This window comes from Flavobacterium sp., from assembly GCF_044361015.1.
Classification (GTDB): Bacteria; Bacteroidota; Bacteroidia; order Flavobacteriales; family Flavobacteriaceae; genus Flavobacterium.
This window is the reverse complement of sequence record NZ_JBIKJL010000013.1, coordinates 24,208-50,632: the sequence shown is the minus strand read 5'-3', so window position 1 is coordinate 50,632 and position 26,425 is coordinate 24,208. Positions and strand designations below refer to the sequence as shown.

The window sequence follows — 26,425 nt, the reverse complement described above, 5'->3', positions numbered from 1 at the left end:
ATTTTTTTATAAAAGCACTGTAGGAGTAAGGTATTGGTGTGTTTTTAATTCGTTCACAAGCTCCACAAATTTCTGTAAATGATTGAACTTCACCATTTAAAATAATCAATTGATCTCCGGTTATTTTTTTTTGGTCATATAAATCATTTACTTTTTGAAACAACATTTTTGCTATTTGGTTGGGTTTATGCTTATGATGATCAATTTCTAGGTCCACGTCTGTGAACAATTGTTTACTTGTTTCATCATTCGTTAAGTGCTTGCTTAAAATAGAAGCATATCCGGGAATCAATTTTTTGAAATATAAGCGGTCGCTTTCCTCTTTTAAAATGACACTTAATTTGATAGCAAGATTTCGACTGTTGTTAACAAGAGAACCCCATAATTTTCTGCCTTCCCACCAACGGTCGTATGCTGTATTAGTTCGAAAAACCAATAATAAAGAAATCACGAAACCGAGCATATTATGCATAATCGTGATATTACTTAAATGACTTTTTTCAGACATTTTCCAATATACAATCTCTAAATAGCCCACACCATACGTATACAAACCGATAAAAATCATCATTGGAATTAACTGCCTGAATGTATCGGATTTATGAAATCTAAAAATAAATGTAATCCAGTCTTTTGGGTTGTATTGAACCATTTTTTAGGGTAAAAGGTTAAAAGTGATAAGTGATTGGTTTTAAAATGTAAATGTAGAAAAGAAATTATAATTTTAAATAAATGAATATGAATTTTCAGTTTTTCTTAAACTCGAAACTCCTTTCCCTAACTAATATAATTCCAAATATTCTTCTTCTTACTCATTTCCATAAAAATCATTCGCAACGTTTGGTGTTCAGGCAACGTCATCGAAACATCTTTTTTCAAGAGTTTGATGGCTTCGTGGCGAGCAAGTTTTAAAATATCTCGGTCTTTTACCAAATCAGCGATTTGTAAATTCAAAACGCCACTTTGTTGTGTTCCCATAATGTCACCTGGTCCGCGGAGTTTTAAATCTACTTCAGCGATTTCAAAACCGTCGTTGGTTTTACACATCGTTTCTAATCTTGTTTTACTGTCATCACTCAATTTATGACTCGTCATTAAAATGCAATAACTCTGTTCTGCTCCACGACCAACGCGACCTCGAAGCTGATGTAGCTGTGAAAGGCCAAAACGTTCGGCACTTTCAATCACCATTACGCTGGCATTAGGAACGTTGACGCCGACTTCAATTACTGTGGTGGCAACCATGATATTGGTTTTTCCTAACGAAAAACGTCTCATTTCTTCTTCTTTGTCTGCCGCTTTCATTTGTCCGTGAACGATGGAAACGCTATAATGCGGCAATGGAAAATCCCTTGAAATACTTTCATAACCATCCATTAAATCTTTGTAATCCATTTTCTCACTTTCGTTAATCAACGGATATACAATATAAATTTGTCGGCCTTTGGCAATTTCATCTTTTAAAAATTTCCAAACTTTTAAGCGATTGGAATCAAATCGGTGAACGGTTCGAATAGGTTTTCTGCCCGGTGGCAATTCATCAATCACCGAAATATCTAAATCGCCATATAAACTCATCGCTAATGTTCTAGGAATTGGGGTAGCCGTCATCACCAAAACGTGAGGCGGAATATCATTTTTCTTCCATAATTTTGATCGTTGTTCAACACCAAATCGATGTTGTTCATCAATAATGGCTAATCCTAAATTGTTAAACTGAACTTTATCTTCCAACAAAGCATGGGTGCCAATCAAAATATGTAATTCACCACTTTCTAATTGCCCATGAATGATTTTACGTTCAGCCGTTTTTGTGGAACCGGTTAGTAATTTTATTTGGATATTCAACTCTTTAGCTAAATCACTTAATCCATTAAAATGTTGTGTAGCTAATATTTCTGTTGGTGCCATCAAACAACTTTGGAATCCGTTATCCAAGGCTATCAGCATGCACATTAAAGCAACAATTGTTTTTCCTGAACCAACATCGCCTTGTAATAAACGATTCATTTGAGCATTACTCCCTAAATCATTTCGAATTTCTTTCAACACTCTTTTTTGAGCATTTGTTAATTCAAAAGGTAAATGATGCTGGTAAAAATCATTAAAATAGGTACCCACTTTTTCAAATGGATATCCTTTGATTTTATTTTTTCGAATTAGGTTTTTAGTAATTAATTGCAGTTGAATAAAAAACAACTCTTCAAACTTTAATCGAAATTGTGCTCTAGTCAATAAATCCTGGCTTTTTGGAAAATGAATGTTGAATAAAGCAGCATTTTTCGGAAACAATTTTAATTCATCTGCTAAATAGTTAGGCAACGTTTCTGAAAAACGAGCTTGTGTTTCCACAAATAATTGTTGCATCATTTTATTTATTGTTCGATTAGAAATGCCTCTTTGAGTCAGTTTTTCAGTGGATGGATAAACCGGTTGCAAAGCTGAACGCAGACTTTCTTTATGTTCTTCCAATAATTCTAATTCAGGATGAGCCATATTAAACATTGCTGAAAAAGCAGTAACTTTTCCAAAAGCAACATAAGGTGTATTGAGTTTTAAACTTTCGCGAATCCATTTCTGACCCTGAAACCAAACCAATTCCATTTCGCCGGTTTCATCAACAAAAGTGGCTACTAATCGTCCTCTTCCTTTTTTTTGCTCAACTGTTTTAAGATGAATAATTTTTCCAATAATTTGCGCTTCTGCATTACTACCGACACTTCGTGATTGCAATTCATTGATTTTATAATATCGTGTGCGGTCGATATAGCGATTTGGGAAAAAAGTCAACAAATCTCCATAACGATGAATGCTGAGTTCTTTTCGAAGTGTTTCACCTCTTGAAGGACCAACGCCTTTAAGATATTCTATTGGAGTTTGCAGGATATCGTTCATTTTAAAAAATCAACTTCAGTAACAATGACAATTTCAATTCAAAGCGAAGATAGTTTTTTGCGATGAAAATTGAAAGAGAATAATTTTGTCGCCTCAAATAAATAAAAAATCCCGTTTTGAAATTCAAAACGGGATTTGGTATAACTTGAAAAAAGATTATCTTCTTCTTTCTTTGATTTTTGCTTTTTTACCTGTAAGGTCTCTGAAATAGAAAATTCTAGCTCTACGAACTTTACCTCTTTGGTTAACTTCTACTTTTTGAAGAGCAGGCATGTTTACAGGGAAAATTCTTTCCACCCCAACAGCACCTGACATTTTACGAATAGTAAAGGTTTCAGTAGTTCCTGAACCTCTTCTTTGAATTACAACTCCTTTGAAGAACTGTGTTCTTGTTTTTTCACCCTCTTTAATTTCATAATAAACAGTGATAGTATCACCGGCTCCAAATTCTGGAAAATCTTTTTTTGTTACAAATTCGCTTTCAACGAATTTCATTAAATCTGCCATAACAATTAAGTTAAAAATAATGATTATCAGAGCAACATTCACGATTTTCGTCAGAGGTTGGTCTAAATTTGAGTGCAAAAGTAATAAATTTTATTGAATCAGAAAAATAATCTGTATTTTTTTACTCTTCCAATAAATCCGGACGTCGGTTTTTAGTGTGTTCATACGCTTTATTCTCTCGCCATTTGTCAATTTCAGCAAAGTTGCCACTTAGTAAAACATCGGGGACTTTCCAACCTTTGTATTCTGCCGGTCGGGTATATATAGGTCCAGATAACAAATTATCCTGAAAACTATCTGTCAAGGCAGAAGTTTCATTACTCAAAACACCGGGTATCAAGCGAATAATGGCATCCGACAAAACAGCAGCTCCCAATTCACCGCCGGAAAGCACATAATCGCCAATGGAAATTTCTTTCGTTATAAAATGGTCACGAACCCGTTGGTCTACACCTTTATAATGTCCGCATAAAATGATTATATTTTTTAAAAGCGACATCGAATTGGCCATTTTCTGGTTTAATGTTTCACCATCGGGCGACATATAAATTATTTCATCATATTTGCGTTCACTTTTCAATTTGGCAATACAATCATCTATCGGTTGAATTGACATTACCATTCCGGCACCGCCTCCAAACTGATAGTCGTCTACACTTTTCTGCTTATTTGTGGTGTAATCTCTCAAATTGTGCACATGAACTTCAGCTAAACCTTTGTCAATAGCTCTTTTTAAAATAGAAGCTTCAAATGGACTTTTTAAAAGTTCAGGTAAAACGGTTATGATATCTATTCGCATTGTTTTTTTTTGCAAAAATACTTATTTATAGAAAGTGTTTCCGCTTTTTATTTGAGTAAAAAAGTTCATTTTTGTTTTAAGGCATGAGTTTACCATAGAAAATTCCGTTCCAAAGAAGTTTTTCTGTCCCTAACCAAAAACCTCTAAATGAGGAAATATCAGCATAGCATAACACAACACCTTTTCCTTTTTTCGTTGCTTTAGATGCAGCTGTGTCCTTTAACAAATCTAAATTTTCTGTCTTGTCCTGTTATAGCGATACACAAAAAGTACCCTTATGAAAACACTCGAAGAGCCACGTTATGCAAAACGACGTCATAAAGAGTTTTGCAAAGTTCTTTCGCCTACAAGAACATAGTTTAGGTGCTTACTTGAAAAGTACTGTAATAATTTGTAATTGTCAACAAATCAAACTTCATTTACTTTGCTAGCTACTTTTTTTGATCATGTATTTTTCTATCATATAAATCATGAATCACTAAAATGAGGTAGCCAAATAAAACTGCACCCACTATTAATGCATTGCTGACAATTCCCTCAACTGAAAAAGATATTTTAATAAGTATTGTTGAAATTACAAAACCGGAATTTCTAATTATTTTATGAAATTCATCAGAATAAAAAAATGATAAAAGAAGTAGCAGCACATCTGTAATAATCAAGATGGTAAAAAACTCGTCGAAAAAAACTTTATTTACATCTTCAAAAGCGATTAATCCATTTTGATAATTACTTATTGCATCATTTGTCCAACTAAAAAAAGTGTAAAATACAAGTGCAATCAGTATCGGTAACAAAGCAACCGCGATACCCTTCTTTAAAAATATAAATTTATTTAAATTTTCACCTTCTCTGTCAGACAATTTGACCTCCAAACTTTGATTTTTATTGTTTTTTTGGTAAAATAAATAGATTAAAAAAAATAAAATAAGTGAAGTTCCTACATCGTAAGAAAATTTAAGGTCGCTATTACTCTGAAACCAATTGGCAGTAAGTTCCAGGTTTGAAATATCTTTAAAGATTTTTCGGATAACAATAAGTGTAATAATTTCGTATTGCTTACCAATATAGGTTGTGATTGATTTTGGGATATAGAATACAAGCAAATATACTTCATATAAAAGAATAAATGAAAAAGGTGTATAAATGGCTGCAATAGGATTATTAAATAATTTTGATTCTATTTGAATGACGTCTTGATATACTAAAAAAATTAAAACCAAGTGAATCAAATAACTAGTTATTGCAACAAAGAGAATCACTCGTTCTGTTCGCTCTTTATTATTTGCAGACAACAATTTTTCAATTGTTTTATTTATAAAATTTTGACTATTCATTTGATTTTCTTTTTTTAAATTTATGAACACCTTACAATATAATCGTTAACTCACATTAGTAAATCTAATCACCTATTGCTTATTTAAGTGAATATAGCACCATAAAAAATAAAGCCATTTATAATCATAAAAAGCAATGCCGGTAAAGAAACCCAAAGCGAATCGCCTATTTTGATTCTAACAACAACGCCAAAAAACATTAACAAAGCCAAACCACCTGATGCTAAAAGTAACAATGGTTGGAATTTTAAACCTAACAGCAAACCAATAGCACCCAAAAGTTCCAAAACTGCTGTGAGTGCCCCTACTTTTTCAAGTCCAAAACGTTTAAATTCACTTTTCATTTTTGTTGAAGTAAAAAAGGCCAATCCGTAAATGAAAAAAGAAAAGCTGGAAAAAAAAATCAATACGTTAAGCACGGTCATTATTTAATTACTTCTAATGATACAGCAGCAACAAAAAGACAAAGCAGCAATAGAAATAATGAAGGTAAGTGTTTGTGCCAAGGATTACTCACTTTAAAATGAAAATATTGGGCTGAAATCATTAAAAAAGCCATTATTAATGAAGGAATAAGTATTAATTCAGGGTGCCAAATACCAACAATTAATAAGGTTGACAAGGCTATTTTTGTTGCACCAACAGCACTGCGAACTAAATCACTTAATTGATATTGTTTAAATTCTTGCTCGACGTTGTGAAAACGAAAAACCCAAACAATGATAATTGAAAAGGCAATGATAATTTGAGCAATTGTAGAGTAAGTTGTCATATTTTAGTTTTAGATTTTAGTTAGGTATACTCCAAAGTGCTATTTTGTAGCCTAAACGGTACAATTCTAAGCCTCAGAAAGTTCAGTGCATCAATAGTTATCTAGAATGAGCATCACAACTGATAATACTTCAAATATATAAAAAATTACCGACTGTTACCAAGAACTGATTTTGATTTTATTGCAAGTTATAATTGAAATCAATTTTTAGTGGCTTTTTTTTTATATCTTAAAATATTATTTTTATACTAACGAAGCATATAACTAGTAAGATATGGTGACTAGTGCATTTCAGTCAACTTTCCTTTAACATTTACAATAACTTTAATACTTTGTGCGTTCGTGATTTGTTAACTTGCAAGCAGAAATTTAATAGCACACGATGGAACCAATCAAAATACTTTGGGTAGACGACGAGATTGATTTACTTAAACCACATATACTCTTTTTAGAACAAAAAAACTATAGCGTAACTAAGTGTAACAACGGAAGAGATGCCATTGATATCTTTGAAAAAGGAAACTTCGACATTGTATTCCTTGACGAAAACATGCCTGGAATGAGTGGTTTGGAAACACTTTCGGAAATGAAAGAAATTAAATCGGCGATTCCGATGATTATGATTACCAAAAGTGAGGAAGAATACCTGATGGAAGAAGCTATCGGTTCAAAAATTATCGGTAGAGTTGCAGAAGGAAAAAAAATGGTACTTTTCTTCAAAGATCCATTATCCAGTCATCCCTGTGAAGCCTATGTAAATATGCTTATTCGTGTTAGTGATGTGCATAATGTGCCTTTAGCAATAAATGAAGCAACAGCTCAACTCCTTTTAGATGAATTATTTAATTAAAAGTTAAAATTCTTTTAAGAAGCATTATTCAAGCTTTATTTTCTTTAAATTGTAGCTAAAAAAACATTATGAAAAAGGCTTTATTTTTTATTTTGTTATCTCAATTTGTTATTGCCCAACCTGGAATTATTTGGCAAAAGACAATGGGGGGTAATCAAATTGATGGTTTCAGTTCTTGTGTTGTTGGAAATGATTCTGGTTTCTTGGTTGGTGGAACTTCAAATTCAGGAATCAACGGCGACAAAAATGAAAACAGTAGAGGTTCTACAGATGTGTGGATTATCAAGTTTACTGAAAGCGGAACTGTTGATTGGCAGAAAACAATTGGTGGTAGTGGGAGTGATGGATTATATCAAATAATCAATGAAAGCGACGGATACATTTTGGCTGCAACCTCATCTTCTAATATTTCTGGAGAAAAAAGCGAAGATAGAAGGGGATTAAGTGATTATTGGTTGTTTAAAATTAATAATCAAGGAAGTATCATTTGGCAAAAAACAATTGGAGGGGATAGGAGTGATATGCAAACATCAGTTTTGAAAACACTAGAAAATGAAATCATTATTGGTGGTTTTTCAGATTCAAATATTTCGGGTGAAAAAACTGAGAATAGAAGAGGTGCTATTGGTGAACATGATTTTTGGATTATAAAATTGAATGGCAATAATGAAATTGAATGGCAACGGACAATTGGTGGAAATCTTGATGATCGATTATACTCGATTCTTTCCACACTTGATGGGGGTTATATTTTGTCTGGAGATTCTAATTCTAATAGTTCTGCTGAAAAAAATGAAAATTGTTTTGGCGAATATGATATTTGGATAGTTAAGCTCAACAGTAATGGTGAAATAGAATGGCAAAAAACCCTTGGAGGAAGTGGTTTAGAAGTTTTTGGTGATGTTATTGTAACTGATGATGGAGGATTTTTAGTTGGATGTTATTCGAACTCAAGTATTTCAGGAAATAAAACTCAAGATTCTAATGGGTTGAGTGATTTTTGGTTAGTAAAATTATCATCATCTGGTTTAATTGATTGGCAGAAAGTAATTGGCGGAAATGATAAAGATAATTTAACCAGTATTTCAAAAAATGGAGAAATTGGATATGTGGTTAGCGGAACCTCAAAATCAGGAATTTCAGGAGATAAAACCAGTTTTTCAAGAGGATTAGAAGATTTTTGGGTAGTTTTTATAAATCTTAATGGTGAAATTATTGGTCAAAAAACTATTGGTGGTGAATTATATGATGGAATTGAAAATATGCTTATAGATGACAATGGAAGAATTCTTTTAGGCGGAAATTCACTTTCAAACAACGTGGGTGAAAAGACGGAGTTAAATCGTGGAGGGTCTGATTATTGGGTAATGCTACTAGAACCTAATACCTTATCGATTGAAAGTGCTTTTTTTTCTGAAATCAATATTTTTCCTAATCCTACAACTAAAGCTCTTCATTTTCGTTTTCCAACTCCTTTTAACGGTAAAATTTTTCAAACAGACAGTTTAGGAAAAGCTATTCAAATCCTTGAAATTAAAAATAAAACCAATTTTTCTACAGAAGTTTTAGGTTCAAATGGAATCTACTTTATTACCATAGAACAAGAAAACGGACTTTCAAAAACCTTAAAAATTATAAAAATGCAATAAGATTTATTTTACTGCTATCATTGAAATCTCCACATTTACACCTTTAGGTAAACCTGCTACTTGAACAGTTTCTCTGGCAGGGGCGTTATGTTCATCAAAGTACTGTCCATATACTTTATTGATGGCAACAAAATCATTCATGTTCATGATAAAAACAGTCGTTTTTACCACATTGGAAAACTGCATATCCGCAGTTTCTAAAACAGCTTTCAAGTTTTGCATAACTTGATTGGTTTCCGTTTCAATATCCTCTAAAATTAATTCTCCCGTTTTTGGATTTAGAGCGATTTGACCGGAGGTGTATAATGTACTTCCAATTAAGACAGCTTGATTATAGGGTCCAATAGGAGCCGGTGCTTTGGCTGTAAAAATAATTTTTTTCATAACTTTTTATTGATAATTAAATTCTATAAAAGAAAATTAACGTAATGTTCTATCTGGAATTGAGCGTTTGTCATATTTTAAATCACTCAACACAGAGGATTTAATTCCGATGTAAAAACCCCAATAGGCATTTGCTCCGTAAGGAGACCAATTGAAGTCCATTCTCCAGCTCAACAAATCTCTTTCAAATCTAAACTGAGTAAACGTCACGCCCTTTTGAACAAAATCATATCCCGACGAAACACCAACTTTCCATCGGGGTGAAATATCAATATTTCCAGAAAACATCACAGAGTTACCTGAGATTATACTTTCCCTATTTGTGTTGCTGTAAGTCAACGAATATGCTAAAGTAAAATCCCATGGAGCTTTAGAATTATAGAATTCTGAGAATTCTTCTTCTTCCTCATCAGAATCATCAAATTGACTCTCTCTTCGGTCACTTAAGTCTGTATTGGTTCCAAATAAATCATCATCACGGCCACCATTTTTTGCACCTTGTACATTCTTCTTTTTAATATCTTTTTTTCCTTGACTTGAAAAAGAATAATTGGCAGTCATATTGGCACTTGTCATTCTAAACAGACTTCCGCCATTATCAATATTAAATTTTTCGATTCTTCTTCCGGCAGCATTAATGGCATAAGGATCTAAAGTTGCCGCAAAATTAACGTTCATTTTATTATTGAATAATAATGTTCCTCCACTCATTCTAACAGGAGCCCATTGTAAAGAATCAGAAGCTAAATTATAACTTGTTGAAAAGTTCAATTGATTAAGCAACATAACTTTTTTGGGTTCTGTCTTGGTACTGTCTTTTTCAGTCACCTTAGCTTCAAATGTATTACCTAATGAAATTCCTGCAAAATTAGAGTATGTATTGGATGGTTCACCAAAAATCCCACCTTCAAAACGGGTGTAATCATCCATTTTTCCACTGGCATCAATGGCATAGGTGTCAAAATACTTTTCAAAACTTGGTGTGTAACTATAAGAAACGGAAGGTCGCATCACATGTCTGATAGCTTGAATCTTATTGGCTTCACCAAAATTAAATGTTCCGTAAATTGTTGTTCCTAAATTTGATCCAAAAGAATAAGTTCGGAAGGAATCAAAACCACTGACTTCATTTGTAACCACTTTATTTAATTCCTCATCAAAGGCTTTATTGATCGTTTTTAAAGTCCAAACTTCATTATAATTTGCATTGGCAGAAACACTAAAATGTTTAAAAATTTTAAAGTTTGTGCTCAACGGGATAGTGTGTTGCATTCCGGTTTTTGCTTCTTTAAACATTTCCTGTTTAAAAAACAATGAATCGTAGGTATTGATTCGGTATTCACCTCTTAAATTGTATTGAAGATTGATGTTTTTAATTAATCCTTTTTTTGTTCCTTCTTTTGAAGCAAATGGAAAAATACGGTCAACGCTGGCTTGTAGAGTTGGCAATGTCATATTTATTTCTTCTGTACCTGTATTTTGATTATGGGTAGCTGATAAGGACATATTTACTTGCGGAACAGTATTGAAAGTCTTAGAATAGGAAACAGATGAACTCAAATTATTCACTAAATTTGAACCAACATTTATCTGATTTAATGATTGTTGAAAATACTGGCTACTACCTAAATTGACTGATGCCGAAAACCGTGAGTTTGGATTTGATTTTGCGTCTTGTGTATGAGACCATTGAATGTTGTAATTTTTTGATTTTGAATAATCAGGAAAACCACGTTCACTTTGTATAATGTTTTCAAAACGAAGATTAAAACTTCCATTGAACCTATATTTTAAAGCATAACTACTTTGAAATCGCAATCCCCAACTACCATTGGTATAATAATCTCCTAAAATCGCTAAATCATAATAGTCACTCAAGGCTAAATAATAGCCCCCATTTTGTAACGAATAACCTTGTCTACGGGTATCTTGAAAAGTAGGAATTATTAATCCGGAACTACTTTCTTCCGTCATTGGAAAAAAAGCGAAAGGAATTGCTATAGGCGTGGGCACATTAGCAATAACCATATTAGTAAAACCTGTTACTACTTTTTTTCGGGGAACTAACTTAATTTTATCTGTATAAAAATAATACTCAGGATTGTCTATATCTTTTGAGGTAGTAAATCGGGCACCTTTTAAAAAATAGACTGAGTCATTTTCTTTTTTTGAAATTTCTGCCTTAACTCTAAATTCTCCTTGTTCGGTTCTGGAATTCCAAATAAGAGCTTTTTGAGTTTTAAAATTAAATCGAATGGAATCTGGTTCTACTACATTTGAGCCTTGTTTAAAAACAGGATTTTGCGTATAAACTCCACTTGAATCTTTAATTCTGCCGGCATAAACTTCATTTTTTTCATAGTTCATGATTATAATTCCGGCTTTCAGTTCAATATCCTGATAATAAAGTTCAGCTTTATCATATAAAGTGATTAATTTATTCTTTTGATCATTTTTTGTGTATTTATCAGCTTTATATTTGATTTTATCTTCTAAAAGCGGTTTTTTCTTGTTAAGCTCTAAAGAATCGTTAATAACGGTATCTTTAATCTGAAAAAAATCTTCACTGTTGATAATCAGGCTATCAACTGGTTTTTGGGCTTCAACCTTTAAGGTTTTATTTTGCAATTCCTGTGCACTAACTTTTGTAAATCCAATTGTTAGGAAAAATGCTGATAAAACGATATGAAATAAGTTTGTCCGCAAATGTTTTAATGCTATTTTTGTAAAATTATGGCTTGATTTTTGGAGTGCCAAACTTACATATAATTTTCGGTCAAAAATAAGTAAATAATAAAATTTAAAACCTAGAGTTTTAATTAAATTAACTTTTACAATGATGCACTTTTTAAATAAATTCAAATTTATCTTTTTTGCTTTTCTAATACTATCAACAGCAAATTTATTTTCTCAAACAAATACAAAATTTAAAGTTGTGTTGGATCCAGGTCATGGTGGAAAAGATTTCGGTGCTAACTATTATGGTTTCATAGAAAAAAATATTGCTTTAAAAGTAGCCTTGAAAGTTGGTAGAAATTTAGAAAAATACAATGATATTCAAGTTATTTATACACGAAGTACCGATGTTTTTATTGAGTTGATGGAACGTGCGAGAATAGCTAACAGAGCGAATGCAAATATTTTCTTGTCAATTCACTGTAATGCTTCACCAAAAGGCGATGCTTTTGGAACTGAAACGTTTGTGATGGGTTTAACCAAAAATGCATCCAATTTAGAAGTAGCCAAAAAAGAGAATTCGGTTATTACACTTGAGAGTGATTATAAAATAAAATATGCCGGATATAATCCTAATTCACTGGAAAGTGTAATTGGAATTCCGCTTTTGCAGGAAGAATATTTAGACCAAAGCATAACACTTTCTACTAAAATTCAAAATGAATTTACAAATAAATTAGACAGAAAAAACAGAGGTGTAAAACAAGGGCCGTTTTTAGTATTGAATCAAACCTCAATGCCTAGTATATTAACCGAATTAGGTTTTATATCTTATAAGCCTGAAGGAGAATATCTAAATTCTGATAAAGGTCAGGAAGAATTAGCCAAAGCTATTTCAGATGCTATTTTGAATTATAAAAAAGAGTATTTTGGTGGCACCAATGTTATTGTTGATGAAAAAACAAATAAAGCGACAGTTGAAAAAGTAGAAAAAGATACTCCAGTAGTTCAAAATAAAAGCAATACCAAAGAAGTTGAAAAAGCTAAGGTAGTTATTACTAATGAACCTATTCCTGACGACAGTAAAGGAATTACTTTTAAAATACAAATATCAGCCAGTGGAAAAAAACTTGATTTAGTTCCACAAAATTTTAATGGATTATCACCAGTTTCAGTTGTTGACGAAAAGGGTTTGTATAAATATTATTTTTCTCAAACCTCTAACTATGAAGAAGCTAAGAAATATCTATCGGAAGCAAAAAACAAAGGATATGAATCCTCTTTTATTGTTGCCTTTAAAAATGGGAATAAAATTAGCATTCAAGAAGCATTAAAAGCCAATTAAATTTTTTTTATCTTAAATTTGCTAAAAACTAGAACAATTTTGAAATTAACGAAAGAAATAAAAACAGCAATATTAGTAATTTCCTCCATTTTGTTATTCATTTGGGGTTATAGCTATTTAAAAGGGACTGATATCTTAACAGATTATAATACTTTTTACATAGAATACAATGATGTAGAGGGTTTGGTAAATTCATCCCCGGTTACTATTAATGGTCTTGTTATTGGAAAAGTGAAAAATATTAGTTTCATTAATATGAGTTCATGGAAACCTATGGTTGAAATTCAAATTAATAAAGAATATTCGATTTCTAAATCCAGCATTGCACTAATTTATGAACCCGGATTAATAGGAGGTAAGATGATTCAAATTGTTCCGGGAACTCTTAATCCATCTGTTTTGGCTGAATCAGGCGATTATTTGAAAGGAGATATCAAAAGTGGTTTAACCGCACTTGTTTCAGAAAAATTACAACCGCTACAAGAAAAAATTGAAAAAGTAATGGTTTCAACTGATATTTTGTTAAGCAATTTGAATGAAACTTTAGATGCGAACACAAAACAAAATATCAAAAACAGTATTTCAAAATTCAGTGAAACCATGGCTGAATTTAGTGATATCTCGAAAACCGTGAATACAACGCTGACGGATAACAAATCGAAAATTAATAATTCATTGGCAAATTTTGAAAATGTCACCGGAAACTTTGCTAAAATCTCTGATTCACTTGCTCAAGTTAATATCAAGCAAACCGTTCAAAATTTAGAAAAAACATTGGCAAATATTGATAAAATCATGGCCGAATTAGAGAATGGAAATGGCACTATGGGCAAATTATTGAAAGATGACAAGATGTATACAAATTTTACAAAAGCTTCCAATGAATTGGAACTTCTGTTAGAAGACTTACGATTGAATCCAACTCGATATGTCAATGTTTCCCTATTTGGTAAGAAAAACAAACCTTATGTTGCTCCAACTGAAATAGATTCTTCTAAAATTAAAAATTAGCAGTAAATGAGCTATTTAGATAATATTTTATTTTTGATAATCTTAGGCTTAGGCTTTGGTTATTTTGCCCTTAATGTAAAAAAAATTGTTCGAAACATTAAACTTGGACAACAAGTTAACAGAACAGATAATTCATCTGAACGCCGGAAAAACATGACCATGATTGCATTAGGACAGTCAAAAATGTTGAAACGTCCAATCGCAGGATTTTTGCATATTATAGTTTATGTTGGTTTCATTATTATCAACTTAGAACTATTGGAAATTGTTATTGATGGCTTGTTCGGAACTCATCGTGTGTTTTCGTTCATGGGTGGATTTTATGATGTTTTAATTGCTTCATTTGAAATACTTGCCGTATTAGTTTTAGTTTCAGTTATTATTTTTTGGTTAAGAAGAAATGTAATAAAATTAAAACGTTTTGTTAGCTCGGATTTGAAAAGTTGGCCCAAAAATGACGCAAACTATATTTTATATTTTGAGATAGTTTTAATGTCATTATTTCTGATAATGAATGCAGCGGATTTATGGTTACAGGAAATGAATGTTCATCATTATAACCAAGCTGGTAGTTTTCCTATCAGTCAATTTATCTCGCCACTATTTAATGGTTTGTCTGAAGGAGTGGTAATCGTAATTGAAAGAACTGCTTGGTGGTTACATATTTGTGGAATTTTGGTTTTCTTAAATTATTTATACTTTTCGAAACATTTACATATTTTATTGGCATTTCCAAATACTTATTTTGCAGATTTAAACGAAAAAGGAAAGTTTGATAATTTGGAAAGTGTTACAAACGAAGTTAAATTAATGATGGATCCTTCAGCTGATCCATTTGCTGCACAGGCAAATCCTGAGACTATACCGTCAAAATTTGGAGCTAGTGATGTGCAGGATTTAAATTGGGTACAGTTATTAAATGCATACACATGTACTGAATGTGGACGATGTACCTCTTCTTGTCCGGCTAATCTAACCGGAAAAAAACTATCTCCTCGTAAAATTATGATGGATACACGTGACCGTCTTGAAGAAGTAGGAAAAATTATAGATTTAAACAAAGGTGTTTTTGTTCCAGATAATAAATCGTTATTAAATGATTACATCACCACAGAAGAACTTTGGGCATGTACATCTTGTAACGCTTGTGTAGAAGAATGCCCTGTTAATATAAGCCCGTTATCTATCATCATGGATATGAGACGATATTTGGTCATGGAACAAAGTGCTGCACCGATGCCAATAAACGCTATGATGACAAATATTGAAAATAATGGTGCTCCATGGCAATATAACCAAATGGATCGCTTGAATTGGAAGGAGGAGAACTAAACTATATATAAAAACAAATTTCCATAATAGTGAGACTTGGGAAAGTGTTTAATGAATGTGAATTAATTAAAAACTAAAAAATGAAAATGGAAGACATTAACAAAAAGCTTCAAGCCATTACTGAAAATGGACAGCAATTAAGTCCGATTTTACCGGAAGGAATTAAAAATTATTTAATAGATATTGACGGAACCGTATGTGATGATATTCCCAACGAAGAGCCGGAACGTATGTTAACAGCAGAGGTTTATCCGGATGCATTGGTAACATTAAATAAATGGTATGATGAAGGGCATATTATATTCTTTTTTACTTCCAGAACTGAAGCTCACAGAGAATATACTGAGATTTGGCTTAAAAAACATGGATTTAAATACCACGGAATTTTATTTGGTAAACCACGTGGTGGAAATTACCATTGGATTGATAACCATTTAGTGAAAGCTACTCGTTATAGAGGAAAATTTACAGATTTAGTCGAAAAAGAAGTTACCATTCAAGTATTTGACGACGAACATCACTAATAGTACTGACAATGAAAGTCTTGTCACAAACAAAATAATATGGCAGAAAATTTAGTAGTGCCAACGATGGCAGAAATGATGGCTCAAGGCAAACAACCTGAAGTTTTATTTTGGGTTGGATGTGCCGGTAGTTTTGATGATCGAGCTAAAAAAATCACAAAAGCATTTGTTCAAATTCTAAATCGGGCGAATGTGCCTTTTGCAGTTTTAGGAACCGAGGAAAGTTGTACCGGTGATCCGGCAAAAAGAGCAGGAAATGAATTTTTATTTCAAATGCAAGCCATGATGAATATTCAAGTCATGAATGCATATGAAGTTAAGAAAATTGTTACCGCTTGTCCGCATTGCTTCAATACAATAAAAAATGAATATCCTGAACTAGGGGGACAATATGAAGTGATGCACCATACTCAATTTCTAAAATCGCTTTTAGATGATGGACGCTTAACAATTGAAGGTGGTCAGTTTAAAGGAAAACGAATTACTTTTCATGATCCTTGTTATTTAGGAAGAGCAAATAATGTGTATGAAGCACCTAGAGAATTAATTCAAAAATTAGATGTTGAATTAGTAGAAATGAAACGTTCCAAAGCCAAAGGATTGTGTTGTGGAGCTGGAGGTGCTCAAATGTTTAAAGACGCTGAACCCGGTAATAAAGAAATCAATATCGAGAGAACAGAAGATGCTTTAGAAACGAAACCCGATATTATTGCCGCTGGATGCCCGTTTTGTAATACCATGATGACAGATGGTATTAAAAATAAAGAAAAAGAAACCTCCGTAAAAGTAATGGATGTGGCAGAATTGATTGCAAACGCTCAAGATTTATAATATTCGATAATAGGTAAATGGTAATTGGTAAAAGGATATAGTTCTAAAACCCATTACCAATCACCCAAAACCAAAAAAAATGTACATTCTATTTGAAAATCTTCCCGAAGAATCCAGAATTTGGATTTATCAATCCAACCGAAAATTTTCTGATGATGAAATAATTGAAATTGAGAAAGATTTGCAATCTTTTATTGACGAATGGATGTCTCATGGAACTCCGTTAGAAGCCTCTTTTATAACAAAATATAATCGATTTCTAATATTGGCCGTTAATCAGGATGTTCAACAAGCAACTGGATGTTCAATTGATAAATCGGTTGAGTTTATTCAAAAATTAGAACAAAAATATAAAGTAGATTTATTAGACAAAATGAATGTTACTTATAAGCAAGGAGAATTTTTGACTCATAAATCATTGCTGGATTTTAAACGAATGGCTAAAGAAAAAGCTGTTTCTGAAAATACGATTGTATTTAATAATCTGGTTAACACAATTGAAGAATGGAAAGAAAACTGGGAAGTTCCTGCCTCAGATAGCTGGCATAGCCGATTTTTTTAAAAAAAAATTATAATGTTCAAATTTTTTCGAATTTTTCTTCTCCTCTTTTTGCTGATTTCAGTTGTAAATTGTGCTACAAAAAAAGCTGTCAACTCTAATCCTGTTATTTCAGAATCAACTATCAATCCTACCAAAGATAAAAATATAGAGGATTTTGAAAATTTAACCTTCAATTATTCCTTGTCAACCCCTGAAGAAAAAAAATGGGTAGACAGTATTTTTAATTCACTTTCAACAGAAGAAAAAATTGGTCAACTATTTATGGTGGCCGCTTATTCAAATAAAGATTCAACTCATATTAAATCCCTTGATAAATTGATTGATGAACAAAAAATTGGGGGCTTAATTTTTTTTCAAGGCGGACCGGTACGTCAAGCTCAATTGACAAATCGTTTTCAAAAGAAATCGAAAGTTCCTTTGTTTATTGGCATTGATGCCGAATGGGGATTAAGTATGCGTTTGGATTCTGTCAATCGTTTTCCTTGGAATATGACTTTAGGTGCTATTCAAGATTTAAATTTAATTGAAAAAACGGGGGAATTAATGGCTATTCAATCTAAACAATTGGGAGTACATTTTAATTTTGCACCCGTTTTAGATATCAATACCAATCCGAAAAACCCAATAATAGGAAATCGTTCTTTTGGAGAAGATAAAAAGAATGTTACGGAAAGAGCTTTAGCTTTAATGATTGGATTGCAATCTAATGGCGTGTTTGCCACCGGAAAACATTTTCCGGGTCATGGTGCAACAGAATCAGATTCACATCATATGCTTCCGATAGTTAATTTTTCACAGGAACATATACGAGACGTTGAATTATATCCCTATAAGAGATTAATTTATAAAGGATTAGCCAGTGTAATGGTTGCACATTTGGATGTACCAAGTTTTGAAAATCGTCCGGGTTATCCTTCTTCAATTTCTAATGTTATTGTTACTGATTTGCTGAAAAAAGAGTTGAATTTTAAAGGATTAATTTTTACAGATGCTCTGAATATGAAAGGAGCAAGCAATTTTAAAAAACCGGGGGATATCGATTTAGCCGCTTTTACTGCCGGAAATGATATTTTGCTTTTTCCTGAAAATGTTCCTGTTGCTATTCAAAAAATAAAAGAGGCCATAGATAGTTCATTTATTACACAAGATAGATTGTCATATTCCGTTAAAAAAATATTGCATTTCAAGTACAAAGCCGGATTGAATGCCAATAAACCAATTGAAATTCAAAAACTTTCATCTGCAATAAATACTCCTCATGATGAAGGACTACAATATCAATTGTATGAAAATGCCATCACAGTAATTAAAAATAAAGGAGCCATAATTCCAATCAAAGAATTGGACAAAGATAAAATTGCTTATGTAAAATTGGGAGATGATTCTAATACAGTTTTCTTAGAAACATTAAAAAAATATACTGATATAACTGAGGTTAAACATGAAAATATAGATTCATTAAATGTTTTATTAAAAGATTATACAAAGGTTATTTTAGGATTTCATAAAGCAGATGGTGCTTGGAAAAAACATGATTTTTCTGCTAAAGAAATTGTTTGGATTACAGAAATAGCCAAACGTAAAAAAGTAATTTTAAATTGTTTTGTAAAACCCTATGCGTTAAGTTCAATTCCTACTTTTGAAAATATTGATGGTGTTTTAGTTTCTTATCAAAATAGCGATGTGGCTCAAAATGTTTCTGCCCAACTTATTTTTGGTGCTCTTGAGGCTAAGGGAAAATTACCAGTTACCATTAATGAAGAATTTAAAGTTGACCATGGTTTATCAACTGAAAAATTAAATCGTTTAGGATTTACACCTCCTCAAAATGTAAAAATGAATCCTTTTGTTTTGCAACGAATTGATGCAATCATGCAAAAAGCAATAGATGAAAAAATGACACCGGGAGGACAAATTTTAGTAGCTAGAAAAGGAAAAGTAATTTATCAAAAAGCTTTTGGATTTCATACTTATGAAAAACAAATGCAAGTTAAAAATTCAGATATTTATGATGTCGCTTCGTTAACAAAAATTGTATCTACTTTGCCTAATGTGATGCAATTATACGATAATAAAAAGGTATCCTTGGAAACTCATTTGGGAGAAATGTTACCACTTTTTAAAGGAACAGATAAAGAAAACATCATTTTTAAAGATTTGTTATCCCATTACGCAGGTTTGCAGGCATGGATTCCATTTTATAAACAGACATTGGATTCAAATAACTTGCCGTCCGAGAAGTATTATAGAAAAGCATATAGCACCGGTTTTCCAAATCAAGTAGCTGAAAATTTATATTTAAGAAAAGACTATTATGACACCATCATGAAGGCTATTGCAGAAAGTAAATTATTACCCAAAAAAGAATATAAATACAGCGATTTTACGTTTATCATTCTTAAAAATTATTTAGAAAAAACAACTGGAAAAACGCTTGATGAACTGAGTAGTAAAAACTTTTATTCTAAATTAGGTATGAATAATACGTTATACAATCCGTTGCACAAGTTTGATATGAGTAAAATTCCACCAACAGAAATAGATACTTATTTTCGATATCAAACTATTCAAGGCTATGTGCATGACATGGAGGCTGCAATGGAAGGGGGAGTAGGAGGGCACGCCGGAATCTTTTCCAATTCAATGGATTTAGCAAAGATGATGCAACTTTTTTTGCAAAAAGGAAGCTATGGAGGAGAAGTTTATTTTTCAGCAAATACGTTTGAAGTCTTTAATACATGCTTTTATTGCGAGAATGGAAATCGTCGCGGAATTGGTTTCGATAAGCCACAATTAGGAACTTCCGGACCAACATGCGGTTGTGTTTCGATGACTAGTTTTGGTCATACCGGTTTTACCGGAACAATGGCTTGGGCTGATCCTGAAGAGGAAATTATTTATATATTTTTATCAAATAGAACGTTTCCAAATGCCGATAAAAACATATTATCTCAAAAAAATATTCGAGAAAATATTCAGCAGGTTATTTATGATGCAATTATAAAGTAGTTTTATAATTTATGCATGTTTGCAGCTAAAGTTTCTATAAATTTTGAAATAGGTCCTTTAATCATCATAGCCATCATAGGATTAAAATCACCGTTAAAAGATAATTGAACTTCAGAACTTACATCACTTAGACTAGTGATATTTCCGGTTAAAGTAAATGGTAATTTTTCTGAAGCAGCTCCTAAAATAACTTGACTGCTCGGATTTTTTTCTTTCATCCGTAACTTGATTTCCGGCATACCTTTAAGTCCGAAAATAAACGAATCTTCACCGGTTACTTCAAATTTAGCAATTGTATCAGGCATTAGTTTTTCGAAATTGCTGACATCACTCAAGGAATCAAATAAATACTGAGCTGATTTTTCTACAGTAACTTTTGGGCTTTCTAAATTCATTTTTTTGTTTTCTGTTATCGGTTTTCTGTTTTCCGATGTCGGTTTAGATTTTTGTCTTTTCTCTTTTTTCTTTTTTCTTTTTTCTATTCTTAAACTTCAACTCCCCAAGTAGATGGGCTAACCCGCCATTCTTGTAAAGTGTGTTGTTCTTCTTCTGTGATATAATTTTTCGCAACAGCTAATTCTAATAAATTATCATAGTTTGAAAGTGTATATAATTCAACATTAGCTTTTTTAAAGTTTTCAACAGATACATCAAAACCATATGTAAAAATGGCTACCATTCCTTTAATATTAGCGCCTGCTTCTTTTAAAGCTTCCACTGCAAGTAAACTACTGTTTCCTGTACTGATTAAATCTTCTACAACAACAACATTCTGTCCTTTTTGTAAAAAACCTTCTATTTGGTTTTGTCTACCATGTTTTTTAGGTTCGGGACGAACATATACAAAAGGTAATCCCAAGTATTCAGCAACAAGCACTCCAATTCCAATTGCACCAGTAGCAACACCGGCAATAACATCCGGTTTTCCAAATTGCTTTTCGATATGTTTAGAAAATTCCTCTCGTAAATAATTACGAATTGGTGGAAATGAAAGTGTTATCCGATTATCACAATAGATAGGCGATTTCCATCCTGAAGCCCATGTAAAAGGATTTTTAGGATTTAATTTAATTGCGTTTATTTGTAAAAGCAATTCGGCCGTTTTTTTAGCTGTATCGTTATTTAAAATCATAGTACAAATGTATAAAGTTTTTGTGAACGACAAGCCACTTTTTTTGACAAATGAAATCCAAAAAGAAACGGATTTTCAATTGTTTTTACTTGAAAGTGTTGATATTAAAGAGCTTATTATCAAAATATTTAAAAACAAAGTTGATAAAGCTTTTTTGTATCATCCCGATGAAAAGGAAATGATGAAAAAGTTGAAATCAAAAATCCCGGTTGAAAAGGCTGGAGGTGGATTGGTTTACAATGATAAAAATGAAGTTTTATTTATTTTTAGAAATAAAAAATGGGATTTACCTAAAGGCGGAATTGAAAAAGGTGAAGAAATTGAATATACCGCTATACGGGAAGTTGAAGAAGAAACAGGAGTGAAAGGATTAAAAATAATTAGAAAGCTTTCTAAAACATATCATATTTTTAAACGAAGCGGGCGTTATAAACTGAAAATAACACATTGGTTTGAAATGCGAACGAGTTTCAATGAAAAATTAATTGGTCAAGTCGAAGAAGGGATTGAAAAAGTGGAGTGGAAACCTGAAAGTGAAATTGAAAATTGCCTTTTAAATTCGTATGAAAACATAAAATTGCTCTTTGAAAAGTAATTTTTTTTTATACTTTTATAAAAAAAATATAATTACTTCTATGAGAAAAACTTTTCCTTATGTTTTCGTTTTGTTTTGCGGTTTTTTACAAGCTCAAAATTATACATTTCTTAAATTAAACCAGTCCTATGTTGAGTTGGTTAATCCGGTGTCAATTAATCAAGGCGAAATTTGGGATGATTTTGATGTTCCAATTGCTATTCCATTTACTTTTAATGTTAATGGTCAGAATTTTCAAGAATTAATCATGAGCGATAGTTTTATCACTTTTGAAGGAGTTTTATCAGAAATTATTAGTCCGATGGGCAACGACCTAGTAGACAGAGGCTTTAACGGTGATAACTCTTTGTCACCACTAAGCTAAAAAGTAGAAGGAGCAGTGGGCAGTCGTATTTTTAAAATACAGTGGAAAAATTGCGGTAGTTTTGATGATTCAACCTTAGCAATGTTTGTAAACTTTCAACTTTGGCTTTATGAAACTACAAATGTTTTTGAAATTCGTTATGGCTCTAGTAGTGTGACTAATCCGTCCATTTTTTACCTAGGCGAAACAGGCGGTATTATTGGAGTAACCTCCGCTGATTTTGATACGGAAGATTTTACTAATTCCTTTTTTTTAATTGGTAATCAAGCAAATCCTACTACAACAACTGAAATGGATTTTATTACTGGAACGCCTGCAAATACAACAGTTTATAAGTTTACACCAACTGCTTTATCAATTGGTTCAAATGAAAAAAATAGTAACGTGGTAGTTTATCCTAATCCGAGTAAGGATGTGTTTTTTATAAAAGGATTGTATGATAATCAACATTATACAATTTCTGACAGTTTTGGGAAAGTAATTCTAAAAGGTTTGATTTTAGAGGATAATGCCACTATAAATTTATCAAATTTTGAAACAGGTTTGTATTTCTTAAATTTTGAATCTGGAAATTCAATTAAGTTGCTAAAAAACTAATTTTATTATCTAAACAAAAACGTCAAGAGTATAAATTCTTGACGTTTTTTTTAAAATTACGTTACATATTACTTTAATAGACGATAAACCGGATACTGTAAATGTTCTTTTTCGTAGTGGTCAGAATTTTTATAAATCCAATCTAATTGAGCCGAACCACTTTCAGCAAATTTTGGTTCCTCCAGTTTCTTTTTTTCAAAGCTTTCTTTTAAAATTGGATTTTGTTTTAAAATATCCGTAGCTAAATCTTCAAATACATAAGCAGAGTACCATTCTTTTTGTTGCAAAATGGCATCAAAAAAATTCCAATTAAAATAGGAATCAACTGCCTCTGGTTCAAGTGTTTCTAGTAAATATTTTACTCCCTGTTGATTCGAGAAAAAAATATAATCACCAGAATTAAATTTTACTTTTTTAATATTTCTTGAAATTTTTGTATTGTAATGTACATAATGACCTTCGTAAGGAGATTTTGATGTTTGATAACTGTCAATTTTATACGTTTCAACTTCAATGAGCGTATCCTTTTGAATTAGAGAATATTGTATCTTATTTAATTTCAACAAATCAATAATTTGCCATTGCGATTGTGGAATGATATAGGATTTTGGAATCGTAATAAATTTTGTAGGTTTATAATTTCCATAAAAAGGAATTTTCTTGGTAAACGGCTTACTTCTATCATAATATAATCGATCTTTCCCGGAAATGTCACTTGGCTTGTTCTTTCCTTCAAATCCTTTAAAATCAATATATGATACTTTAGTTGAGTCAATTGCCCAATCTATTGGATAGTTTGATCCTTCCTGGTAATCATTATAACTTTCCGTTCTTATTTTTTTAATTTTATTCCAATTGGCATCGGTATAATTAATAACACTAACCATAAATTCATAAGTTACTTTCACTCTTTCTTTAAACGATTTGAGCATGTGTGTTTCAGGTACAAAACCCAAGGTATTGAAAAGTGTGCTATATCCGGTAGCATATCTTGGTGTATCTGTAAATTGTTCAAAACCTTGGTCTGGAGTAGTACTGTGAACATTTACATAGGGAACAACTTCAATTTTCTTTTGGTTCATGCTTTTGATAATGTCAGGAAAAAATTCGTTGGTGAAATAGTTTCCTAAAGTTGTTCCTAATCGTTCGTGTTGAGTGGCAATACAAGTAAAAGTATATTGATAATCAGCACCGTTAGAAACGTGATTGTCTAAAAAAACATCCGGATTAATACTTCTAAATAGCTCTTGAAAGCTTCTTGAATTTTTAGTATCCGATTTGATAAAATCTCTATTCAAATCATAATTTCTCCCATTTGCTCTAAAACCATAAGCTTCCGGACCATTTTGATTAGCTCTGGAAGAGAAATTTCTATTTAACATTCCGTCAATATTATAAACCGGAATAACTACAATTAGCGTATTTTTAGGAACTTTAATTTTTGAAGTTGCCAAATCTCGGAGGAGCATCATTGAAGCATCAATACCATCGGGTTCACCGGGATGTATTCCGTTATTCACCAAAACAATTGCTTTATCTTGATCAAAATCAAAGTTTTTATTTTCAGAAAAAACAACAATATGCAATGATTTTCCACTATCAGTTTTACCTTTTTCCAGCATTTGAATACTTGAATACTTGTTAGCTAAATTTTGATAAAAGGAAATACATTCTTCATAAGTTGTCGATTGATTGCCATTACCTTTTTCAAAAGGTGTCAAAATGAAACTTTTATTTTGAGAAAAAGATAAAAAGCAGGCTAGAAATACTGATAATTGAAAATATTTTAACATGTGTTTGTTTTTTTAAAAAAAAATAACCAAAATCTATTTAGTCTAAGAAAAAAAAAGTAGTTTTGTTAGTAACAAATTTAAAAATAAACATTTATGAAAAAAATTACTTTAGCTATTTTATTATTTATTAGTTTTATTGGAATGAGTCAAACAATTTCTCATTCTACTTCAATGGACTTAGGCGATACAAATGTTGCATGTAATGGCGGAACACCATCTACTTCAAGTGATAATCGTTATTTCAGATTTTTTCAATTGAATTCATTTTCAATAACTTCTGACTATACAATTTCAAGTGTACAATATGGAGTTCAATCATTAACAATACCTACTTTGCCTAATGGTTTTCCAATAACAGTGAAAATTTACTCTACAACAAATACGAATTTTCCAGCAGGCTATCCTACAGGATATACTCTATTGGCAACTGCTACAACAAATATTTTAATTAGTAATGTATTATCATTGGTTTCTATTCCAATTGTTGCAGCAATTCCAGCAGGTTCAAATGTTTTGGTTGAAGTAGGATATGATGCCCAAACAGCAAATAGCGGAAATAGAGTGTTTTTATCTGCTAACAATTTAGGGCAAACTGCACCAACTTATATTTCTTCTACTGGTTGCGCAATTAATGCTCCAACAACAATGGCTGCAATTAATTTTCCAAATGCTCATTTAGTATTGAGTGTTACCGGAACTACTTTAAGTGTTAAAGAAAGTATTTTACAAAAGGTTTCTGTTTTTCCAAATCCATCTAAAGGAAAATTTACAATTGATTTACCAGCTTCAGTTTCAATTGAAAAAGCGAGTTTAACTGATATTACAGGAAAACAAATGGCAATTAATTTAGATGTTTCAAATTCATTTTCAATTTCTGAATACAATACAGGAATCTATATTTTGAATTTACAAACTTCAGAAGGAGTTTTGAATAAAAGACTTATCAAAGAATAATTTTTTTCAATAAGATTCATTTAAACCCGGTTCAAATGAATCGGGTTTTTTAATTTATTTTGACTGAATCAGGAACTAATACGGTATAATCTCCTCCATTTCTAATAACATCGCGAACAATACTCGAACTGATATAGGAAGTTTTAGAAGCAGTTAATAAAAATACAGTTTCAATTTTTGATAGTCTTCGGTTGGTATGAGCAATCGCTTTTTCAAATTCAAAATCAGACGGATTTCGTAAACCACGTAAAATAAATTCAGCTTTTTCTTTTTTACACAAATCAATAGTCAATCCTTCATAAGTAATTACGCGAACTTTTGGCTCATCTTTAAAGGCTTCTTCAATAAATTTCATACGTTGTTCAATGGAGAACATGTATTTTTTTTCTGCATTTACTCCAATAGCTACAATTACTTCATCAAAAAGTGAAATACCACGTTGAATAATATCAAAATGTCCTAACGTTATAGGGTCAAATGAACCTGGGAATATTGCTTTTTTCATAA

At 31.6% G+C, this 26,425-nt stretch carries 26 protein-coding genes and 1 pseudogene; 13 read left to right on the top strand and 14 right to left on the bottom strand.

Annotation, left to right across the window (positions count from 1 at the left end):
- The 8 genes from ACIQ2Z_RS05460 to ACIQ2Z_RS05425 all read right to left on the bottom strand — a co-directional run.
- The coding region (locus ACIQ2Z_RS05460) for a bestrophin family protein (RefSeq protein ID WP_396183144.1) at positions 1 to 652 on the bottom strand (652 nt) is incomplete at its 3' end.
- A gap of 125 nt (positions 653 to 777) precedes the next feature.
- Positions 778 to 2,895, bottom strand: coding sequence for an ATP-dependent DNA helicase RecG (gene recG, locus ACIQ2Z_RS05455; RefSeq protein ID WP_396183143.1), 2,118 nt, complete (start codon positions 2,893 to 2,895; stop codon positions 778 to 780).
- A gap of 156 nt (positions 2,896 to 3,051) precedes the next feature.
- On the bottom strand, positions 3,052 to 3,402 hold the full coding sequence (gene rplS, locus ACIQ2Z_RS05450; protein ID WP_396183142.1) for a 50S ribosomal protein L19: 351 nt from the start codon (positions 3,400 to 3,402) through the stop codon (positions 3,052 to 3,054).
- A gap of 121 nt (positions 3,403 to 3,523) precedes the next feature.
- Entirely contained in the window at positions 3,524 to 4,201 is a 678-nt protein-coding gene (gene trmD / locus ACIQ2Z_RS05445; RefSeq protein WP_396183141.1) for a tRNA (guanosine(37)-N1)-methyltransferase TrmD, read from the bottom strand.
- 76 nt (positions 4,202 to 4,277) lie between these two features.
- Positions 4,278 to 4,427, bottom strand: a complete 150-nt coding sequence (locus tag ACIQ2Z_RS05440) for a hypothetical protein (RefSeq protein WP_396183140.1) — start codon at positions 4,425 to 4,427, stop codon at positions 4,278 to 4,280.
- A gap of 205 nt (positions 4,428 to 4,632) precedes the next feature.
- Complete coding sequence (locus ACIQ2Z_RS05435) at positions 4,633 to 5,538, bottom strand: hypothetical protein (RefSeq protein WP_396183139.1); 906 nt, start codon at positions 5,536 to 5,538, stop codon at positions 4,633 to 4,635.
- A gap of 83 nt (positions 5,539 to 5,621) precedes the next feature.
- The gene (locus ACIQ2Z_RS05430) at positions 5,622 to 5,963 is read right to left on the bottom strand and encodes a DoxX family protein (RefSeq protein ID WP_396183138.1); all 342 of its coding nucleotides are present in this window, start codon (positions 5,961 to 5,963) and stop codon (positions 5,622 to 5,624) included.
- Entirely contained in the window at positions 5,963 to 6,310 is a 348-nt protein-coding gene (locus ACIQ2Z_RS05425; protein ID WP_396183137.1) for a DoxX family protein, read from the bottom strand. The genes ACIQ2Z_RS05430 and ACIQ2Z_RS05425 overlap by 1 nt, the downstream gene beginning before the upstream one ends.
- 382 nt (positions 6,311 to 6,692) lie before the next feature.
- Between ACIQ2Z_RS05425 and ACIQ2Z_RS05420 the strand changes: the two are divergent.
- Together ACIQ2Z_RS05420 and ACIQ2Z_RS05415 are read left to right on the top strand one after the other, a co-directional pair.
- A pseudogene (locus tag ACIQ2Z_RS05420) lies at positions 6,693 to 6,986 on the top strand (response regulator); the annotation flags it as partial.
- A 242-nt stretch (positions 6,987 to 7,228) separates the two neighbouring features.
- Positions 7,229 to 8,809, top strand: a complete 1,581-nt coding sequence (locus ACIQ2Z_RS05415) for a T9SS type A sorting domain-containing protein (RefSeq protein ID WP_396183136.1) — start codon at positions 7,229 to 7,231, stop codon at positions 8,807 to 8,809.
- A 3-nt stretch (positions 8,810 to 8,812) separates the two neighbouring features.
- Here the strand turns inward: ACIQ2Z_RS05415 and ACIQ2Z_RS05410 are convergent, their stop codons facing one another.
- Positions 8,813 to 9,193, bottom strand: coding sequence for a RidA family protein (locus ACIQ2Z_RS05410; protein ID WP_396183135.1), 381 nt, complete (start codon positions 9,191 to 9,193; stop codon positions 8,813 to 8,815).
- A 36-nt stretch (positions 9,194 to 9,229) separates the two neighbouring features.
- On the bottom strand, positions 9,230 to 11,950 hold the full coding sequence (locus ACIQ2Z_RS05405) for a putative LPS assembly protein LptD (protein ID WP_396183134.1): 2,721 nt from the start codon (positions 11,948 to 11,950) through the stop codon (positions 9,230 to 9,232).
- 79 nt (positions 11,951 to 12,029) lie between these two features.
- On the opposite strand from ACIQ2Z_RS05405, the gene ACIQ2Z_RS05400 reads away from it, so the two are divergent.
- The 7 genes from ACIQ2Z_RS05400 to ACIQ2Z_RS05370 all read left to right on the top strand — a co-directional run bounded on the left by ACIQ2Z_RS05400 (position 12,030) and on the right by ACIQ2Z_RS05370 (position 20,483).
- Positions 12,030 to 13,214, top strand: a complete 1,185-nt coding sequence (locus ACIQ2Z_RS05400; RefSeq protein ID WP_396183133.1) for an N-acetylmuramoyl-L-alanine amidase — start codon at positions 12,030 to 12,032, stop codon at positions 13,212 to 13,214.
- Positions 13,215 to 13,253: 39 nt separating this feature from the next.
- On the top strand, positions 13,254 to 14,225 hold the full coding sequence (locus tag ACIQ2Z_RS05395) for an MlaD family protein (protein WP_396183132.1): 972 nt from the start codon (positions 13,254 to 13,256) through the stop codon (positions 14,223 to 14,225).
- 6 nt (positions 14,226 to 14,231) lie between these two features.
- Entirely contained in the window at positions 14,232 to 15,557 is a 1,326-nt protein-coding gene (locus ACIQ2Z_RS05390) for a 4Fe-4S dicluster domain-containing protein (RefSeq protein WP_396183131.1), read from the top strand.
- A gap of 80 nt (positions 15,558 to 15,637) precedes the next feature.
- Positions 15,638 to 16,081, top strand: a complete 444-nt coding sequence (locus ACIQ2Z_RS05385; RefSeq protein WP_396183130.1) for a phosphoheptose isomerase — start codon at positions 15,638 to 15,640, stop codon at positions 16,079 to 16,081.
- Positions 16,082 to 16,120: 39 nt separating this feature from the next.
- A complete protein-coding gene (locus ACIQ2Z_RS05380) occupies positions 16,121 to 16,912 on the top strand; it encodes a (Fe-S)-binding protein (RefSeq protein WP_396183129.1) in 792 nt (263 codons plus the stop codon).
- Positions 16,913 to 16,991: 79 nt separating this feature from the next.
- Positions 16,992 to 17,474 carry an ABC transporter ATPase gene (locus tag ACIQ2Z_RS05375; RefSeq protein ID WP_396183128.1) on the top strand — a complete coding sequence of 161 codons (483 nt, stop codon included), beginning with the start codon at positions 16,992 to 16,994 and terminating at the stop codon, positions 17,472 to 17,474.
- Positions 17,475 to 17,486: 12 nt separating this feature from the next.
- Positions 17,487 to 20,483, top strand: a complete 2,997-nt coding sequence (locus ACIQ2Z_RS05370; protein ID WP_396183127.1) for a glycoside hydrolase family 3 N-terminal domain-containing protein — start codon at positions 17,487 to 17,489, stop codon at positions 20,481 to 20,483.
- A 2-nt stretch (positions 20,484 to 20,485) separates the two neighbouring features.
- On the opposite strand, the gene ACIQ2Z_RS05365 is transcribed toward ACIQ2Z_RS05370, so the two are convergent.
- Together ACIQ2Z_RS05365 and pyrE are read right to left on the bottom strand one after the other, a co-directional pair.
- Positions 20,486 to 20,878: an SRPBCC family protein gene (locus ACIQ2Z_RS05365; protein WP_396183126.1), complete on the bottom strand. Its 393-nt coding sequence runs from the start codon at positions 20,876 to 20,878 to the stop codon at positions 20,486 to 20,488.
- Between the two features lie 89 nt (positions 20,879 to 20,967).
- Positions 20,968 to 21,615 (bottom strand): orotate phosphoribosyltransferase, encoded by a 648-nt coding sequence (gene pyrE / locus ACIQ2Z_RS05360; RefSeq protein WP_396183125.1) that lies wholly within the window; start codon positions 21,613 to 21,615, stop codon positions 20,968 to 20,970.
- A gap of 7 nt (positions 21,616 to 21,622) precedes the next feature.
- Here pyrE and ACIQ2Z_RS05355 point away from each other — a divergent pair, with 7 nt between their 5' ends.
- The 3 genes from ACIQ2Z_RS05355 to ACIQ2Z_RS05345 all read left to right on the top strand — a co-directional run bounded on the left by ACIQ2Z_RS05355 (position 21,623) and on the right by ACIQ2Z_RS05345 (position 23,171).
- A complete protein-coding gene (locus ACIQ2Z_RS05355; RefSeq protein ID WP_396183124.1) occupies positions 21,623 to 22,210 on the top strand; it encodes an NUDIX hydrolase in 588 nt (195 codons plus the stop codon).
- Between the two features lie 40 nt (positions 22,211 to 22,250).
- Positions 22,251 to 22,574, top strand: coding sequence for a hypothetical protein (locus tag ACIQ2Z_RS05350; protein ID WP_396183123.1), 324 nt, complete (start codon positions 22,251 to 22,253; stop codon positions 22,572 to 22,574).
- An 81-nt stretch (positions 22,575 to 22,655) separates the two neighbouring features.
- Positions 22,656 to 23,171 carry a T9SS type A sorting domain-containing protein gene (locus ACIQ2Z_RS05345; RefSeq protein ID WP_396183122.1) on the top strand — a complete coding sequence of 172 codons (516 nt, stop codon included), beginning with the start codon at positions 22,656 to 22,658 and terminating at the stop codon, positions 23,169 to 23,171.
- A 68-nt stretch (positions 23,172 to 23,239) separates the two neighbouring features.
- Here ACIQ2Z_RS05345 and ACIQ2Z_RS05340 read toward each other — a convergent pair whose 3' ends face one another.
- On the bottom strand, positions 23,240 to 24,964 hold the full coding sequence (locus tag ACIQ2Z_RS05340; protein WP_396183121.1) for a M14 family metallopeptidase: 1,725 nt from the start codon (positions 24,962 to 24,964) through the stop codon (positions 23,240 to 23,242).
- A gap of 93 nt (positions 24,965 to 25,057) precedes the next feature.
- On the opposite strand from ACIQ2Z_RS05340, the gene ACIQ2Z_RS05335 reads away from it, so the two are divergent.
- Positions 25,058 to 25,918, top strand: coding sequence for a T9SS type A sorting domain-containing protein (locus ACIQ2Z_RS05335; RefSeq protein ID WP_396183120.1), 861 nt, complete (start codon positions 25,058 to 25,060; stop codon positions 25,916 to 25,918).
- A gap of 49 nt (positions 25,919 to 25,967) precedes the next feature.
- Here the strand turns inward: ACIQ2Z_RS05335 and coaD are convergent, their stop codons facing one another.
- The gene (gene coaD, locus ACIQ2Z_RS05330; protein WP_396183119.1) at positions 25,968 to 26,423 is read right to left on the bottom strand and encodes a pantetheine-phosphate adenylyltransferase; all 456 of its coding nucleotides are present in this window, start codon (positions 26,421 to 26,423) and stop codon (positions 25,968 to 25,970) included.
- Positions 26,424 to 26,425 lie beyond the last annotated feature (2 nt).